Raw genomic sequence first — 16,057 nt, 5'->3', positions numbered from 1 at the left:
CTCAGTAGTGGAAGGTAAGCGAGCCGCCGATCGACCGCGGCTCGCCCCATACCTGGCGACTGGCGAACGTGTCGGTGAAATTGGCGATCCGATATGCCTTGTCGGTCACGTTGGTCGCATAGACGGACAGATCGAGGTGACCCGACGGATCGGTCCATGTCGCGCGCAGGTTCAGCAGGGCATAACCCTTTTGGGGCAGCTGCTTTGCCTGATCGAAATAGAAGCGGCTCGTATAGAAGAGGTTGGCGTTGAGGACCATGCGCCCGTCGGCGAGACCGAAGCCATAGTCTGCACCGATCGAGCCGGCGAAACGCGGTGTCTGCAAGACGGGATAACCGCTCGCATCGACGTTGATGGGCTCGAACAGGGAATAGGTAGCGCTGCCGGGCGCCAGATCCTGCTCGTAGCCGATCGCATTCTCGAACTTGTTGTAGTTCGCATGGGTATAGGCGCCGCTCAGATTGATGTGGAAGTCCGGCGTCACGGCGTAGGAGAGGTCGCCATCGACGCCGTAGATGTGCGCCGATGCCGCGTTGCGGACAACGCTGACGCCCTTGTCGAAGAAGGATGCGACTTGGATGTTCTTGTAGTTGTAATAATAGCCGGCGACATTGAAGCGCAGCTTGCTGTTCGCGATCTTGTATCCGACCTCATAGGCGTCGATCTTCTCGGGCTTCACCGGCGTGAACGAGAAGGCGGAACCCGGCAACGCACCCGACTTGTAGCCCTTGGTGTAGGAGGCATAGACGTTCGAACGCGGCGTGAGCTGGTAGCGGATGACGGCGCGCGGCGAGAAATTGTTGAACGACGTGCTGCCGGATTGCCAGTCGCTGCCCAGCAGCGTGAAGCCCAGCTTGATATCGTCCTTGCTGTAGCGGCCGCCGGCGGTGAGGAAGAGCTTGTCGAGCACCTCATAGGTCACGTCGGCATAGGCGGCATAGGACCGCGTCGTGTTCTTGGATGTGAACAGCGGCGTGTAGGGAGGGCCTTCGGCAGTCGTCGCCAGGCTGTAATTATAGACGTCGCTCGCCCAATAATAGAAGAGACCGACCACCCAGGACAGACGGCCACCCGGCTTCGACGTGAGATTGAGCTCCTGGGTGAAGCTCTTGTCCGGAATTGTCCAGGCGGCGGCGTCGATCGCTGCCGGCGTGGCGTCATATTCCAGCGCCTGCGAGACGCGGTCCTTGCGATAGCCCGTATAGGAGGTCAGGTCGGCCCAATCCATCTTGAGCGCGCTGGTGAGAGTGATCGAATCGGTCTTGATCTTGTTGGAATTCTGCGCGCCGGCAGAGATTTCGTAAGGCTTGGTCGCGATGATATTGCCCGGAATCACGTTTCCCGCCGTCATCGGGCTGCCGTTGGAATCGACGCGCACGTTGGTGCTATTGAGCAGCGGGTCGCTCGAATAGGTGTGCGCATAAGCGAGCGTGAAGCTCAGATTGTCGCTCGGCGTCCACAGGATCTTGGGTCGGACTGACCATTTGCGAAACTCGCCGACATTGTCGTCGCCGGTGACGATGTTCTTCAGATAACCGTCGCCATGTTCGTAGGAGGCCGCGATGCTGGCTGCCAGCGTCGGGGTGATGCCGCCCGTCAGATAGGCCGATGCCGTCGAGTGGTTGTAGGATTCATAGCTGATCCTGGCCTCGATCTCGGTCTGCTGCTGTGGCGTCCGGGTTGTGATCTGGATCGCGCCGCCGGTCGCGTTGCGGCCGAACAAGGTACCTTGCGGACCCTTGAGCACGCTGACGCTCTGGACGTCGATGAGCCCGATGTCGGACGAGGTCGGGCTCGAAATATAATATCCGTCCACATAGACTGGAATATTCGAATAGAGGCCAGGGCCCGCCACCGAGCTGCCGATACCGCGGATCGAGGGCTGGATGGTATTGCCGGAATAGTTGAGCCGCAGTGCCGGCACGGATTGCTGCAGCTGAGTGACCTGCGTGATGCCGACTTTGCCGAGCTGTGGCCCGGTCACGGCCGTGATCGAGATCGGAACGTCCTGCAGCTTCTCGGAGCGCTTCTGGGCGGTGACGACGATTTCCTGCGACGGTGTCGCGGCCGCCGAGGAATCCTCCTGCGTGGCCGGCGCGGCCTGCTCGGTCTGCGCGTGGGCGGCCGTGGCGAGGGCGATGGCGATCAGGCCGGCGCCGGTCTGCGCTGTCAGACGGATACGGCGACGAAGAATGATCGAATGAGACGACATGGGGCCTCCCCTTTCCTCTCGTTATGAGCGATAATCGCTCATACGTTCGTTGTACGGACGGAGCCATATGCCGGGTCTCGGACAGTGTCAATCGCGTCCTGCGTTCCGTTGATGACCTGTTGCAATCAAGCAATATGGGCGTTTTCCCCCTGTCGAAGTCCTCGGAACGCCGCTTGACTCGCCTGCCAGCCAGCGTATCACGCGGCAAATATAGAACTAAAGAGCGATAATCGACCCATTAAGGAGGTGCTCCGGTGATGAGCGAAGCATGGATCGTCGATGCGGTGCGGACGCCGCGCGGCCTGGGCAAGGAGAGCGGTGCGCTCGCCTCGGTTCATCCCCAACGTCTTTTTTCCATCTTGCTCGCCGCGCTGGTCGACCGGACCGGCGCCGATTCGGCGGATATTGACGACGTGATCGCGGGCGTGAACACGCAGCAGGGAAGGCAGGGGCTGAACCTCGCCCGGATGGCGGTGCTCGATGCGGGTCTGCCGTCGACGATTCCGGGCTTTTCGCTCGACCGCTTCTGCGGATCGGGGCTGACGGCGGTGAATCTCGCTGCGATGGGCCTGATGTCCGGCGCACAGCAACTGGTCGTCGCCGGCGGCGTCGAGCAGATGTCGCATACACGTACGCTCGCGCGCGAGTTCATGATGGATTCGGGCAATCTCGCGCTGCGCAAGCGCGTCCCGCAACCGCATCAGGGCCTGTGCGCCGATATGATCGCGACGCTGGAGGGGTTCGAGCGCGAGGCGCTCGATGGGCTGGCGCTCGAAAGCCAGCGCCGTGCCGATGCCGCGATCCGCGAAGGCCGATTCGATCGCAGCCTGATCGCGGTGCGGGACGAGGATGGCGCCGTGCTGCTCGATCGCGAGCAATATCCGCGCCCGCAAACGACGGCCGAAGGCCTGGCTGCGCTGAATCCCGCCTTTCCCGCTTTCTACGATCGCGCGATCGATGCGGAGGGCAACAGCTATGGCTCGCTGCTGCGCCAAGCCTATCCGGATACCGAAATACGTTACATGCACACCGCGGCGACCAGCTCGGGTGTGGTCGACGGGGCCGCAGCGCTGCTGCTCGCTTCGCCTGATTATGCGCGGGCTCATGGGCTCAAGCCGCGTGCCCGGGTCCGTGCGCTGGTGACGGTCGGCGACGATCCGACCCTGATGCTCAACGGTTCGGTGCCGGCCGCGAAGAAGGCGCTCGCCCAGGCCGGCATGACGATCGGCGACATTGATCTGTTCGAGATCAATGAGGCTTTTGCCGTGGTGCCGCTCAAGTTCATGCGCGATCTCGGTATCGATCCCGCCAAGGTGAACGCGAACGGCGGCGCGATGGCGCTCGGCCACCCGATCGGTGCGACCGGCGCGGTACTGATGGGTACGCTGCTCGACGAGATGGAGCGGCGTGACCTCAACGTCGGCATGGTGACGATGTGCGCCGCGGGCGGTCTCGCCCCCGCGACGATCATCGAGCGGATCTGAGGGTGAGGGGTTAGAACAGCCCCTCATAGGCACCGCCGTCGTTGACGATGTTCTGCCCGGTCACATAGCCCATCTGGGCGGAGGCGAGCATTGCGATCAGATCGCCGGCCTCGGTCGGGTCGGCGAGTCGCCCTGCGGCGGTGCGCTTGCGGACTTCGGCTTCCACCATCTCATAGGGAACACCGCGCGCCCGCGCCCGCTCGTCGAGCGCAGCGCGCAGCGCCTCGGTGTCGATCAGCCCGGGCAGGATGCTGTTGATCGAGACGTTATAGGGCGCAACCTCACGCACCAGCGCGGCGATCGCACCGGCCAGCGCGAGGCGGGCCGAATGGGAGGGGGCGACGCCGATCTGAGGGAATTTGATGAAATTGGCGGAGATGTTGACGATGCGGCCGAAGCGCCGCTCGCACATCCCCGGCACATAGGCGTGGATGAGTTCGATCGCGGAAAAGAAATGTGCGTCGAACCAACGGATCCATTCCTCGCGGGTGAGATCCTGATAGCGGATCGTGCGCTGCGGCACGCCGGCATTGGTGACGAGGATATCCGCGTCCGGCTTGCGCGCGATCAGCTCGGCGCGGCCCTCGGGCGTGGTTAGGTCGGTCGCGATGAAATCGGTGGGCACGCCCGTGGCGGCGTGGATCTCGGCCGCGGCCTCTGCAAGGGCATCCGCAGTGCGGGCGATGAGCGTGACGAACGCGCCCTCGGCTGCCAGCCGGTTCGCCGCGGCACGGCTGATGCCACGGCTGGCGCCGCACACGATCGCGCGTCGGCCCTTCACTCCGATATCCATCAGGCCTCTCCCGCCGGGGTGCGCAGTAGCTCGAGCCGGACGATGCCCGAGCGGACGATCGCCCAGCCGTGCGGAAGGCGTTCGTAGCGGTCGTGATAATGGCCGCGTCCGGCGAGGATGAGCGTGCCGTCCGGTGCGCGCAGTTCGTCGGCCATCGCCCAGATACCGGTGGCGTGCGTCTCGTCGACCAGCTCGATCTCGGGCATGTGGCCGTGGTGGACGGTGCGCAGCGTCTCGACCGCGGCGCGCACCATCTGCATCACCGCCTCGCGGCCACGGACGAGTCGGGCCGGACTGGGCAGGGGTGGGTTCCATGCGCTTGTCCCGGGATTGCGGACGCTGCTGCTATAGGTGCGGTCGAACACGATGTCCGGGGCGAACACGGCCTCGAGGCCGGTCCAGTCCTTGCTGTCGACGCACCGGAAATAGCGCGCCTTCAATGCCTTGATCTCCTCGATCGCGATGAGCCGTTGCAGCGGATCCATGATTTTCCTTCGGGCATTTGATGGGAATGGATGGCTCGATAAAGCCCATATGTGCGAAAAACGCTCAAAAGGGCAAGGCGTCTTTGCCTCACCCGCCTGGCGGGTCCTTGCCGGGATCGAAGACGAAGTGGAAAGCCGCGCGAGGGAGGCGGGCGCTTCGCAGGGTCCCGCTGGATCGGGCCGAGCGTCGGGTGGGGGAGCCGGTGTGCCCTGCGCCCTGGCCCGATCGATCGCCGCGTCCCGGCCCGTCGTCCTCGGGCCCGCGCTTTGCTTCAGTTTTCCTTGCGGAAGGCGGCAACGTCGGCCGGCGTGACCTTGGACGGGGTGCTGCCGAAACGTGCGGTGATGTAATTGGCCACGGCCGCGATCTCGGCGTCGGAATAGGATCGGGCGAAACTCGGCATGTAAGGCTTCGGCGTGCCCGGCTTGCCACGGCCGTTGAGGATGATCTGCACCACATTGGCGGCGCTCGGATCGTTCACCGAGCGCAGGCCCGTCAATCGGGCGTGGTCGGCGGCCGCTCCGGCGCCGGTCCAAGCGTGGCAGCCGACGCAATTGCCCTCGAACAGGCGCTTGCCGACCGGATTGTCGATGTTTGCCAGCTTCGGCGTCGCCGGTGCCGGGCCGGCTGCCTTCGGCAGACCGCTCGCCATGGCCGGCACGCTGCGCAGATAGGTGACGATCGCGGCGATATCCGATTTCGTCAGATGTGCCAGGCTCAGCGCGACCGCCTCGCCCATCGGGCCGGAGGCGACGCCGCGCCCTTTGGCGTGCCCGGCCGCAAGATAGACGGCGAGGTCGTCCGGCGGCCAATCGCCGATGCCATCGTTCCTGTCGGTGCTGATATTATAGGCATTCCAGCCCTCTGCGACCCCGCCTGCGAACTTGCGGCGCTGGTCGAGCGCCTGCAGCAGATTGCGCGGCGTGTGGCACTCGCCGCAATGGCCGGCGGCCTCCACCAGATAGGCGCCACGATTCCATGCCTCGCTCTGTCCTTCCACCGGGCGGAAGCGGTGGTCCGGATTGAACAGCCGCGCCCAGATCGCCATCAGCCAGCGCTGGTTGACCGGGAAACCGAACGTGTTGGGCCTGTTCGCCTGGTGGACCGGCTTCAGCGAGAAGAGATAGGCCTTGATCGCCAGCACGTCGGCATCGGTCAGCATGGTGTAGGAGGCGTAGGGGAAGGCTGGATAATAATGCGAGCCGTCCGGCGCGATGCCTTTGTGCACGGCGTTCAGGAACTGGGCGTCGCTCCACTTGCCGATGCCGGTATCGGGATCGGGGGTGAGGTTCGGCGTGTAGATGGTGCCGAACGGCAGCACGAACGGCCGTCCGCCGGCAAAACGCGATCCGCCCTTGGCGGTATGGCATGCCTCGCAATCGGCCATGCGGATCAGATATTCGCCGCGCGTCGCCGCATCGGCATGGGCGAGTTCCGGCGGGACACCGGTCGGCGGCCGCCCCTTATAGGCGGCGAGGTCGACCGGACTTCCTTTCGCGAAGGCATAAGGGCCGGGCTGAAAGACCATCCAGCCGACGATAGCGGCCACGGCGACGACGATGGCGCCGGCGATAAGGACGAGAACGCGGCGAATCCGCATCGGTCAGGCCCCCTTCGCGATCAGCGCGCGATCGATCGGCATGCGCGTGAGCTGCACGCCGGTAGCCGCGAACACGGCATTGGCGATGGCCGGCTGCGTGACGACCGTGCCTGGCTCGCCGATCCCACCGAAATCCGCCGTGCTCGGCACGACATGCACCTCGATCGCCGGCATCTCGTCGATGCGGAGGATGCGATAGTCGTTGAAATTGCCCTGCTCGACCTGGCCGCCGGCAAAGCTGATCTTGCCGAACAGGACGGCCGACAGCCCGAATACGGCCCCTCCCTGGATTTGAGCTTCCAGGATGTCGGGATTGACGACCTTGCCGACGTCGGCCGCGATCACCAGGCGGGTGACGCGCACGTCGCCCGCGTCGCTCACCGCGACATCGGCAACCGCGGCAAGGAAACTGCCGAAGGCGTTCATCAGCGCGATTCCGCGTCCGCGCCGCGTGCCGAAGGGGGAAGGCGGCGCTGCCGTTCCCCAGCCCGCTTTGTCCGCCGCGAGGTTCAGCACGCCGAGCGCGCGGGGGGTCCCGTCCAGCATGCCGCGCCGGAAGGCGAGGGGATCGACGCCCGTCTTGCTCGCGATCAGGTCCAGGAAGCATTCCATCGCGAAGATGCTGCCGTTCGGCCCTACGCCACGCCAGAAGGCGACGGGAACGGCGCTTTCATGACGGATATATTCGACCAGCCTGTCGCCGACCGCATAAGGGACTTCGGTTGCGCCATCGACCGCATCGCTGTCGATCCCGTCCTTGAACGCCGGCGGCAGCCAATGCGCCATGACCGAGCCGCCGGTGACGCGATGGTGCCAGGCGATGATCCGGCCATTCTCCACGCGTGCCTTCAGCCGCTCATGATAGAGTGGGCGATAGAGTTGCTGGCGGATATCCTCCTCGCGCGACCAGGTCACCTTCACCGGCCCGTCGACATGGGCCGCGATGCGCACCGCCTTGATGACGCCGTCGACCTCGAGCCGGCGGCCGAAGCCGCCGCCGATCATATGGTTGTTGATCGTCACCTTTTCGGGGGCGATGCCCAGCGCCTTCGCGGCGCCGGTCTGGGCAAAGCCGGGTACCTGCGTGCCCGTCCACACCTCGCAGCCGCCGTCATGCACGTGGACGGTGCAGTTGGTCATCTCCATCGGCGCATGGGCGAGATAGGGCAGTTCGTAGCTCTCCTCGAACACGTCGCCGTCCCTGAGCTTGGCCGGAGCATCGCCCTGCCGCTTGGCGACCACGCCCGGCCCAAGCGACGCCTTTTCGAGATTCGTCCAGAGCTGTGCCTGATCGAGGCCGGCATTGGTGCCGGGCGCCCATTCGATCGCGAGCGCGTTCAGCCCCTGCATCGCCGTCCAGGTGTTGCCCGCGACCACCGCGACGAGATCGTCGAGCACCACCACCTGCGCGACGCCCGGAACGGCGAGCGCCTTCGACTGGTCGACCGAGCCGACCTTGCCGCCGAGTACCGGCGAGGCCATCAGCGTGGCGAATTTCATCCCCGGCAACATCCTGTCGATGCCATAGACCGTCTTGCCGGCCGCCTTGTCCGGCGTGTCGATGCGATGCATCGGCTTGCCGATCAGGCGGAACTGCGCGGGCTCCTTGAGCTTGATCTCGGTGGGCGGGGAAAGCCGGGAGGCGGCATCGGCCACCTCGCCATACCGAATCGACCGCCCGCTCGGCCCATGGGCGATCACGCCGCTTTCGGTGGTGAGGCTGCCGGCATCGACCCGCCATCTCGCGGCGGCGGCTGCAACCAGCATCGCGCGGGCGGTCGCGCCGGCTTTCCGCAGCGGCCCGCTCCAGGCCATCGTCGTGGTCGAGCCGCCGGTCGCTTGGACGACGAACACCGGGCTGCCGTAATTGGCCTGATCGGGTGGGGCGTGAGCGGCGATCACCGCGTCGAGCGCGACGTCGAGCTCCTCGGCGATGCACTGGGCCTGCGAGGTATAGACGCCCTGGCCCATCTCCACCGCGGGCAATGTGAAGGTCACTCGATCGTCGGGCGCGATATGGATGAAGGCGTTGAAGCGTTTTCCGGCCGGTACCGCCTCGTCCGCGCGGGCGGCGCCCCAGGGCAGCTCGATGCCGATCAGCAGGCCGGCGGTGAGCGCGGCTCCGCCGTAAAGCACCGCACGCCGCGGCAGGCCGGTCGCGGCCTCAGGCGCGGGCGGCATGCTTGATCCCCTCACGGATGCGGACATAGGTGCCGCAGCGACAGAGATTGCCGGCCATCGCCGCGTCGATCGCGTCATCGTCGGGCTGCGGGTTCGCCGCGAGCAGGGCGGCGGCCGACATGATCTGTCCCGGCTGGCAATAGCCGCACTGGATGACCTCCAGCTCGATCCACGCCTTCTGGATCTTCGCGCCGGCGGACGTGTCGCCGATGCCCTCGATCGTGGTGATCGCCCGCCCGCCGACCGTGCCGACCGGCAATTGGCAGGAGCGTATCGCGATGCCATCGACGTGGACCGTGCAGGCGCCGCATTGGGCAATGCCGCAGCCGAACTTGGTGCCGGTCATGCCGAGCACGTCGCGTATCACCCAGAGCAGCGGCATATCATCCGGCACATCGACCTGATGGTTCGCGCCATTGATCTTGAGGTCCATTGCTGCTCCCCTTTTGGACGTCGGCCGTTCTATTTGTCCTTCATGGCTCGGACGCTCCATGGCATCGCCGGATGGATGGGCCTGGCGCATCATCGACTTGGCTTGGAGCCTACACCTCCAAAGGTCCGGGAAGAAGGGCAAATAGGTCGCCCGTTCGCAAGGAGGACTCCCGAGTGATGCCTCTGTCTCTCTGAAGGTGGGAAACGGAAGCAGCCCCCTACCGGGCCATCTCCATTTCGGAGCGATCTTGCGGCTGGTATTCCCTTGGGAAGGGAGCACCATCGGTTCCGCGGCGATTCGAACCACTCCGATAAGCAGCTGCCGCACGCATGGCATCTGCCCGCATTTCAACAAAACAGGAGAGATTGGATGAAGATCGGACATCTCGTCACGGCGAAAATGTTCGCCGTAGCGGCGCTGGGATTTGTCGCGCCCTCCTTCGCGCAAGCTGCGCCGGGGCCGATGGCCCATGGACCGCGGGGCCAGGGCGATCGAGGCGGATCGCACCGGGGCGGTCGCGGAGACCGTCGAGACCGGATGGCGCACAACCGACATGGCGGCTGGCATCATCAGGGACGGCGGCACCGCCGGGATCGCTGGCACAACAACCGTCATTGCCGCACCGTCTGGCATCATCACCGTCGCGTCCGGCGCTGCTGGTAGGCATCGCGCAAGGGGCGGGTCGTCGACCTGCCCCGCCTTCGCCGCGCGGGCGGAGTGCTCAAAAGCGGGAAGTACCGGCAAGGTCGTCCAGCGCACACGCGCCGATGGCTACGTCTCTGGTCGCCCCTGTTCCTCCGCCATGGATTCGGCCGAAAAGGACCGAGATCAGTCTTCGCAGCATCCGGCATCATCGCTTCGGCACGCCATCCGTGCCTCGATCCGGCCAATTGACATGCGCCCATGCCCGTCATCGTCCGACATGATCCATCTTGGTGATTTGTATAGAGCCGGAATTCCTGCGCGAAGGTCTGCATCGATAAGGTTGGTTCTCCGATCGGTACGCGGTGGCTTCGGTGATCGTTGCGATCTCGCCGAGACGCACGCGCGCGCCGTTTGACAGCGTGATCACAGCACGGGCGAGATCGTCCGCGGTTTCGAGCGGCGAGCGAGGGTCGCATGGCGTCACGCGGCGGTTCCCGACGGCTTTTCGCCCCCGGGGCAGCGGCGGTTCTCTGCTCTCGTGCAAGGAGCGCTCGCCTGCGCCCGTAGCCCCAGCGACATCGGCTGCGGCGCCGGCGAGTTGCAAGAAGCAGTCGGGCATGGCTGGCCATGGCGATCCCGTCTGAGGATCTATCCTGTCGTAACGATAGCCGGTCCGATCCGTGACCCAGCCGGCCGTGCCACAATTGGTCGTCGCGACCGACATCATATAGCCGCCCGGTGTCGTCATGTGCCGGAAAGGCGACGCGCCGAGGATGGCATGGAGCGCGGCGAGCAGATCGGCCTCATCGGGCCGCGCGAATCCGCGCAGCGGGACGGCGCCGTCCGCGATCGCTTCCCTCGCCGACCCGACCCGGGATGTCCTGCGAACAGATCAGACATGGCCTGCCTCGATGAACGGGTGGACGAATATATGACGGCCCTCGCGCGCGGAGTTGGTCGCCTTGGCCGGGATCTCATCAAATGCTGGTCGGCCCCGCCGCTGGAACGCGGTTCTCCGCCCGTCGAGAGGCGGTCCGGGCCGGTCTCCCACGCTTCGATCCGGCCGATGACGCGTGCCCGTTGCAGGACGTCTGCGATGCGAGGCGATGGGGCGATGGGAGGGAAAATATGCGTGGTCAGTCATGATCCTGCATTGCCGATCGAGGATGTTGGACGGGAGGGTGGTCGGCTTCATGAGCGGGCGCGCTCCGTTCCTTGTCTTCACACGCGATTGAGCTGCCATCCGCTCGGCCTGCTTCCTATCGGTCGATGACCGAAGCGTGTCCCGCCTGTGGGTCGAGCCGTGATGGGTCGCGACGACGAAGATCGCGGCGACGATTGCCTGATGGACAGCCGGTAGAATGCCGGCTGCACGGCCTGCGAGGCGAAGCGCTCGGCGGTGCGTCGATCCGCCGGAATTCCGCCGCAAGCCATCCCGGCTCACCGGCGGACTTGGGTGTCTCGTGGAATGGTGATGCGATAAAGCTCGAACGTACGAAAAACGACCAAAAGGGGCAGGGGGCTGGCATGCTGCTTGACAGGAGGGGTCTTCTCATGGATGACCCCATATCGAACATGCGGCCGTTAATCGCACAACATGCGCGGTCGAACCGGCAGTCAGCGTCCGGCTGGGGAGGAAGGACTTCGTGCTCCAATCCGTTGGGTTTAATGTTGAAAGAGAGGGTGCCGGCGGCATGCGCGGCCGTGCGCGCCGCAGCGTGAGACGGACATGCTCGACGAACTGAGAGAGCTGGAACCCTTCCGGGCCGAGGTGCGCGCCTGGCTGGCCGCGCATCTGCCGGCCGACTGGCAGCAGCGCATGCTGGGCGCCTCGGAGGAGGAGCATGTCGCCTTCCAGAAGGCATGGTTCCGCACGATGATGGAAGGCGGCTACGGTGCGCCGCACTGGCCGAAGACATGGGGCGGCAGCGGCTTCACCTTCGCGCAGCAGATCGTGCTCTACGAAGAGATCGCCCGCGCCGGCGCGCCGCGCCTGATCCTCTACTTCATCGCGCTCCATCATGTGCCGGGAACGCTGCTCGAATGGGGCACGCAGGCGCAGCGCGAGCGGCATCTGCCGGCGGTGCTCTCGGGCGACGAGATCTGGTGCCAGGGCTTTTCCGAACCCAATGCCGGATCGGACCTCGCGAGCCTGCGCACCCGCGCGGAGCGGCGCGGCGACGTCTATGTGGTGAACGGCCAGAAGACCTGGTCGTCCAACGCGCACCACGCGCATTATTGCCTGCTGCTCGCGCGCACCGACCCCAAGGCGACCAAGACGCGCGGCATTTCCTATTTCATCCTCGACATGAAGACGCCGGGCGTCACGCTGCGCCCGATCAAGCAGATGACCGGGGCCTCGCACTTCAACGAGCTGTTCCTCGACGATGTCGAGATCCCGGCCGAAAACCTGATCGGCCCGGAACATGGCGGCTGGGCGGTGGCGCAATCGACGCTCGCCTCCGAACGCGGCCTCACCATCCTGGAGCTGGCCGAGCGGATGCGCGTCGGCTTCCGCCTGCTGCTCGACGCCGCGCAGGCCGAGGCGCCGCTCGGCGGCCGGCTGATCGACGACGACGAGATCCGCCGCCGGCTGGTCGACATCCATGCGCGCATCCAGGCGCTGCGGCTGCTGATCAACGACCTCCTGACCCAGGTGCTGCGCGGCGCGAAGACGGGCACCGAGCCGTCGATCATCAAGATCTACTATAGCGAGCTGCTGCGCGACTTCACCGCCCTCGGCGTCACCTTGGGCGGCGTCGCCGGCCAGTATCTCCAGCCGGTGCTGATGGGCGGCGCCAACGAGACCGGCTACTGGATGCAGGATTATCTCTATTCCTGGGCCTGGACGATCTCCGGCGGCAGCTCCGAGATTCAACGCAATATCGTGGCCGAGCGCGGGCTGAAGCTGCCGCGCGAGCCACAGCCGGCCGCGGCCGGCTGAACCCGGGGGATAGCGTCGATGGAATTTGGCTGGGCGCCGGAACAGGAGCAGTATCGCGAGCGGGTGAAGGCCGCGCTCGACGAGCTGCTGCCGGCGGATTGGGACGAGACCTACGTGCCGGAGAGCTACGCCTCCGACCTGCAGGTCCATTTTTCGCGCGAATTCTGCGCGAAGCTGGCCGAACGCGGCCTGCTGGTGCCGCATTGGCCGCGCGAATATGGCGGCAACGAGAGCCCGGACTGGGAGCATTTCATCCTCGGCGAGGAGATGAAGGGCGCCGGCGAGCCGCGCGGGCCGCAATATATGAACGTCAACTGGATCGGCCCGACGCTGATGGCCTATGGGAGCGAGGCCCAGAAGGACCAGCATGTGAAGGGCATCGCCAGCGGCAAGGTGATCTGGTGCCAGGGCTTTTCCGAGCCCAATGCCGGCACCGACCTCGCCGCGCTGCGCACCCGCGCCGAGCGCGACGGCGACCATTATGTCGTCAACGGATCCAAGATCTGGACATCCTATGCGCGCACCGCCGACTGGTGCTTCCTGCTCGCGCGCACCGGGCCGACCCGCAAGGACATCTCGATCCTGCTCGTGCCGATGGATACGCCGGGCATCTCCATCACCTCCTTCCCCGGCGTGATCAAGGACGGCCACCTCAACGAGGTGTTCTTCACCGACGTCCGGGTGCCGGTCCAGAATCGGGTCGGCGAGGAGGGCGAGGCGTGGAAGATCGTGACCTATGCGCTCAGCTACGAGCGGGTCGGCGTGCCGCGCTATCATACCGGTCTGCTGGCGCTGGAGCTCGCCGTCGAGCAGCTCAAGGCGGAGGGGCGATGGGACGATGATCCGATCGTCCGGTCGCGCGCCGGATCGATCGCCGCCCGGTTCGAGGGCGCACGGCTGCTCACCTACCGGGTGATCGACCAGCGCGTGCACCGGCTGCCCGCCACCACCGATGCGAACCTGTCGCGCATCGCCTCGCTGGAGGCGGTGAGCGACCTCATGAACTTCCTCGGCGAATTCGTGCCGGACTGCCTCGCCGGGGGCGATCCGCTGCTCGAGGATTATTATCGCATCAACATTCCGGCCGGGATCACCGGCGGGACCAACGAGATCCAGCTCGATCTGGTCGCGCAACGCGGCCTCGGGCTGCCACGGGGCTGACGCGCAATGGATTTTCAGCTTTCCGAGGATCAGGAGGCGCTGGTCTCTGCGCTCCAGTCGATCCTCCAGGACCATGCCGAGCTGCCGCAGGCGGAACGGTTCAGCTACAGCTATTTCAACGCGGATCTGCAGCGGCTGCTCGGCGAGAGCGGCTTCCTGGGCGCCGCGCGCGACATCGGCCCGCTGGAGGCGGCGCTGGTGACGATCGAGACGGCGCGCCTGCCGGTGCTGGTCGAGACCGCGGCGACCGGGCTGGTCGCGCCGATGCTGCTGCCGGCGGACGGGCCGGTGGATGGGCCGGTGGCGCTGATCGCCGGTGGCGCGATTGGCAAGGCGCACCGCAACCTGCCGATCGCGCGCACCGCGCTGGTCGATCTCGGCGAGGATGTCGCGGTGCTGACCATCGATCCGGCCGATGTCGAGCCGGTCGCGAGCATCCTCGCCTATCCCTATGGCCGCTTCCGCGCGATCCCGGATCTTGCGGCGGCGCGGCGGCTGCCGGGCGCGGGCGCGCGGCTGCGGCAATGGTGGCGCGTCGCGCTGGCGGCGGAAGTGGCGGGCGCCGCGCAGGCCGCGCTCGACTTCACGCTCGACTATGTGAAGCAGCGCCAGGTGTTCGGGCGGCCGGTCGGCTCCTTCCAGTCGGTGCAGCACCGGCTCGTGCAATGCCATGCCCATGCGCAGAGCACCTATTATCTGGCGTTGCGCGCGGCCTGGAGCGGTGAGGCGGTGGATGCCGACTGCGCCGCCAGCCTTGCCCAGCAGGGGGTGCAGAAGCTGCTGTTCGACCTGCACCAGTTTCATGGCGGCATGGGCGTGACGACCGAGCACCTGCTCCACTTCTGGCTCTACCGCATCCGCGCGCTGCAGGCCGAGGCGGGCGGCGTGCATGGCATCGGGCTGGAGATTGCCGGGCGGATGTGGCCGGCGGCGACACAAGCGACGGGCGCCGACGCCGCGCCCCAGATCGCCGAGGCGGGGTGAAGACGATGGCGGACGACATACTCTCCCTCGGCGACCTGCGCGATGCGATCCGGCAGGTGCTGCGTGGCCATGCCGGACCGCTGGATGCGATTCCCGAAGAGACGGGCGCGCCGTTCGACCATGCGCTCTGGGCGACCATGGCGGAGCTCGGCTGGCTCGGCCTCGGCATCGACGAGGCGCAGGGCGGGCTCGGCCTCAGCATCGCGCATCTGGCCGTGCTTTTCGAGGAACTGGGTGGCGTGCTCGGCGCGGTGCCCGCCATCGAGACGCTGATCGCGGCCAATGCGATCGCGGCGCACGGGGCGGAGACCGCCAGGGCGCAGCTGCTGCCGGCGATCGTGGCCGGCGAGACGGTGGCGACGATCGCGCTGCCGGCCGCCGCGATCCCCGACATCGCGAACGGCGCCGTCACCGGCACGATCGAGCATGTCGCCTTCGCCGGCGACGCCGGCCTGTTCCTGCTGCCGGTGCGCAACGGCGCGGAGACCGTGCTGGCGCTGATCGCGTCCGATGCGCCGGGCGTTTCGGCGGAGGCACGGCCGGTATCCGATCTCACCCGTGCGCTCGGCTGGGTGCGGCTCCGGGACGTGGCGGTGCGCGAGCGCGATCTGCTGCGCCCGGGCGCCGAGGGCTGGGACGCGATCGCCGACCAGCTCGCCATCGCGATCGCCTGCGACGCGATCGGCGGGGCGGCCGAGATATTGGCCCGTACCGTCGACTATCTCGGCATCCGCGTCCAGTTCGGCCGGCCGATCGGCTCCTTCCAGGCGCTCAAGCATCGCGCCGCGAGCTGGAAGGTGCTGCTCGAAGCTGCGAGCGCGCTCGTCCGCCATGCGGCGGTGGCGCTGGCCGCGGGGGAGGAGGGCGCCGCCGCGCTCGTCTCCAGCGCGAAATTCTATGCCTGCGACGTCTATGCCGCGATCTGCGAGGATGCGGTGCAGCTGCATGGCGGCATCGGCTTCACCTGGGAGCATCCCTGTCACCTGTTCCTGAAGCGCGCCAAGCTCGACCAGCTGCTGTACGGCAGCGCGACCACGCATAAGGAGCGCGTCGCCCGCCTAGCCTTCGCCGCGATCGCCGCGGAGGCGGAGGGCGGCATCCCACCCTTCCCCGAACCGATGCAAGGATGACGGA

Annotated in this window: 13 protein-coding genes; 6 read left to right on the top strand and 7 right to left on the bottom strand. The window is 66.4% G+C overall.

Annotated elements, in window-relative coordinates:
- Position 1: 1 nt before the first annotated feature.
- Entirely contained in the window at positions 2 to 2,212 is a 2,211-nt protein-coding gene (locus GQY20_RS29165) for a TonB-dependent receptor (RefSeq protein WP_157220696.1), read from the bottom strand.
- 257 nt (positions 2,213 to 2,469) lie between these two features.
- Between GQY20_RS29165 and GQY20_RS29160 the strand changes: the two genes are divergently transcribed.
- A complete protein-coding gene (locus GQY20_RS29160; protein ID WP_157220695.1) occupies positions 2,470 to 3,696 on the top strand; it encodes an acetyl-CoA C-acetyltransferase in 1,227 nt (408 codons plus the stop codon).
- Between the two features lie 10 nt (positions 3,697 to 3,706).
- Here the strand turns inward: GQY20_RS29160 and GQY20_RS29155 are convergent, their stop codons facing one another.
- From GQY20_RS29155 to GQY20_RS29135, 5 genes are all read right to left on the bottom strand, one after another.
- The gene (locus tag GQY20_RS29155) at positions 3,707 to 4,489 is read right to left on the bottom strand and encodes an SDR family NAD(P)-dependent oxidoreductase (RefSeq protein ID WP_157220694.1); all 783 of its coding nucleotides are present in this window, start codon (positions 4,487 to 4,489) and stop codon (positions 3,707 to 3,709) included.
- Positions 4,489 to 4,974 (bottom strand): nuclear transport factor 2 family protein, encoded by a 486-nt coding sequence (locus tag GQY20_RS29150; RefSeq protein ID WP_157220693.1) that lies wholly within the window; start codon positions 4,972 to 4,974, stop codon positions 4,489 to 4,491. The genes GQY20_RS29155 and GQY20_RS29150 overlap by 1 nt, the downstream gene beginning before the upstream one ends.
- Positions 4,975 to 5,246: 272 nt before the next feature.
- Positions 5,247 to 6,575 (bottom strand): cytochrome c, encoded by a 1,329-nt coding sequence (locus tag GQY20_RS29145; RefSeq protein ID WP_232476315.1) that lies wholly within the window; start codon positions 6,573 to 6,575, stop codon positions 5,247 to 5,249.
- A 3-nt stretch (positions 6,576 to 6,578) separates the two neighbouring features.
- Positions 6,579 to 8,756, bottom strand: a complete 2,178-nt coding sequence (locus GQY20_RS29140; protein ID WP_157220692.1) for a xanthine dehydrogenase family protein molybdopterin-binding subunit — start codon at positions 8,754 to 8,756, stop codon at positions 6,579 to 6,581.
- Entirely contained in the window at positions 8,740 to 9,189 is a 450-nt protein-coding gene (locus tag GQY20_RS29135; RefSeq protein WP_198351275.1) for a (2Fe-2S)-binding protein, read from the bottom strand. The genes GQY20_RS29140 and GQY20_RS29135 overlap by 17 nt, the downstream gene beginning before the upstream one ends.
- Positions 9,190 to 9,558: 369 nt before the next feature.
- Here GQY20_RS29135 and GQY20_RS32330 point away from each other — a divergent pair, with 369 nt between their 5' ends.
- Positions 9,559 to 9,852 carry a hypothetical protein gene (locus GQY20_RS32330; protein ID WP_198351274.1) on the top strand — a complete coding sequence of 98 codons (294 nt, stop codon included), beginning with the start codon at positions 9,559 to 9,561 and terminating at the stop codon, positions 9,850 to 9,852.
- A gap of 247 nt (positions 9,853 to 10,099) precedes the next feature.
- Here the strand turns inward: GQY20_RS32330 and GQY20_RS29130 are convergent, their stop codons facing one another.
- Entirely contained in the window at positions 10,100 to 10,609 is a 510-nt protein-coding gene (locus GQY20_RS29130) for an alpha-ketoglutarate-dependent dioxygenase AlkB (protein ID WP_408641150.1), read from the bottom strand.
- Positions 10,610 to 11,563: 954 nt separating this feature from the next.
- Here GQY20_RS29130 and GQY20_RS29125 point away from each other — a divergent pair.
- From GQY20_RS29125 to GQY20_RS29110, 4 genes are read left to right on the top strand one after another with little or no spacing between them, the layout of a single operon-like run.
- Positions 11,564 to 12,778, top strand: coding sequence for an acyl-CoA dehydrogenase family protein (locus tag GQY20_RS29125; protein ID WP_157220691.1), 1,215 nt, complete (start codon positions 11,564 to 11,566; stop codon positions 12,776 to 12,778).
- Positions 12,779 to 12,796: 18 nt separating this feature from the next.
- A complete protein-coding gene (locus GQY20_RS29120) occupies positions 12,797 to 13,939 on the top strand; it encodes an acyl-CoA dehydrogenase family protein (RefSeq protein WP_157220690.1) in 1,143 nt (380 codons plus the stop codon).
- Between the two features lie 6 nt (positions 13,940 to 13,945).
- Positions 13,946 to 14,923 carry an acyl-CoA dehydrogenase gene (locus GQY20_RS29115; protein ID WP_157220689.1) on the top strand — a complete coding sequence of 326 codons (978 nt, stop codon included), beginning with the start codon at positions 13,946 to 13,948 and terminating at the stop codon, positions 14,921 to 14,923.
- A gap of 5 nt (positions 14,924 to 14,928) precedes the next feature.
- Positions 14,929 to 16,053 (top strand): acyl-CoA dehydrogenase family protein, encoded by a 1,125-nt coding sequence (locus GQY20_RS29110; RefSeq protein WP_157220688.1) that lies wholly within the window; start codon positions 14,929 to 14,931, stop codon positions 16,051 to 16,053.
- Positions 16,054 to 16,057: the final 4 nt, after the last annotated feature.

This window comes from Flavisphingomonas formosensis (assembly GCF_009755815.1).
Classification (GTDB): domain Bacteria; phylum Pseudomonadota; class Alphaproteobacteria; order Sphingomonadales; family Sphingomonadaceae; genus Flavisphingomonas; species Flavisphingomonas formosensis.
The sequence above is the reverse complement of the archived record's forward strand: the minus strand, read 5'-3'. Positions and strand labels throughout refer to the sequence as shown.

Coding starts and splice junctions, on each gene's coding strand:
- GQY20_RS29165 (WP_157220696.1), bottom strand. CDS start 2,212: ATGTCGTCTCATTCGATCATTCTTCGTCGCCGTATCCGTCTGACAGCG.
- GQY20_RS29160 (WP_157220695.1), top strand. CDS start 2,470: ATGAGCGAAGCATGGATCGTCGATGCGGTGCGGACGCCGCGCGGCCTG.
- GQY20_RS29155 (WP_157220694.1), bottom strand. CDS start 4,489: ATGGATATCGGAGTGAAGGGCCGACGCGCGATCGTGTGCGGCGCCAGC.
- GQY20_RS29150 (WP_157220693.1), bottom strand. CDS start 4,974: ATGGATCCGCTGCAACGGCTCATCGCGATCGAGGAGATCAAGGCATTG.
- GQY20_RS29145 (WP_232476315.1), bottom strand. CDS start 6,575: ATGCGGATTCGCCGCGTTCTCGTCCTTATCGCCGGCGCCATCGTCGTC.
- GQY20_RS29140 (WP_157220692.1), bottom strand. CDS start 8,756: ATGCCGCCCGCGCCTGAGGCCGCGACCGGCCTGCCGCGGCGTGCGGTG.
- GQY20_RS29135 (WP_198351275.1), bottom strand. CDS start 9,189: ATGGACCTCAAGATCAATGGCGCGAACCATCAGGTCGATGTGCCGGAT.
- GQY20_RS32330 (WP_198351274.1), top strand. CDS start 9,559: ATGAAGATCGGACATCTCGTCACGGCGAAAATGTTCGCCGTAGCGGCG.
- GQY20_RS29125 (WP_157220691.1), top strand. CDS start 11,564: ATGCTCGACGAACTGAGAGAGCTGGAACCCTTCCGGGCCGAGGTGCGC.
- GQY20_RS29120 (WP_157220690.1), top strand. CDS start 12,797: ATGGAATTTGGCTGGGCGCCGGAACAGGAGCAGTATCGCGAGCGGGTG.
- GQY20_RS29115 (WP_157220689.1), top strand. CDS start 13,946: ATGGATTTTCAGCTTTCCGAGGATCAGGAGGCGCTGGTCTCTGCGCTC.
- GQY20_RS29110 (WP_157220688.1), top strand. CDS start 14,929: ATGGCGGACGACATACTCTCCCTCGGCGACCTGCGCGATGCGATCCGG.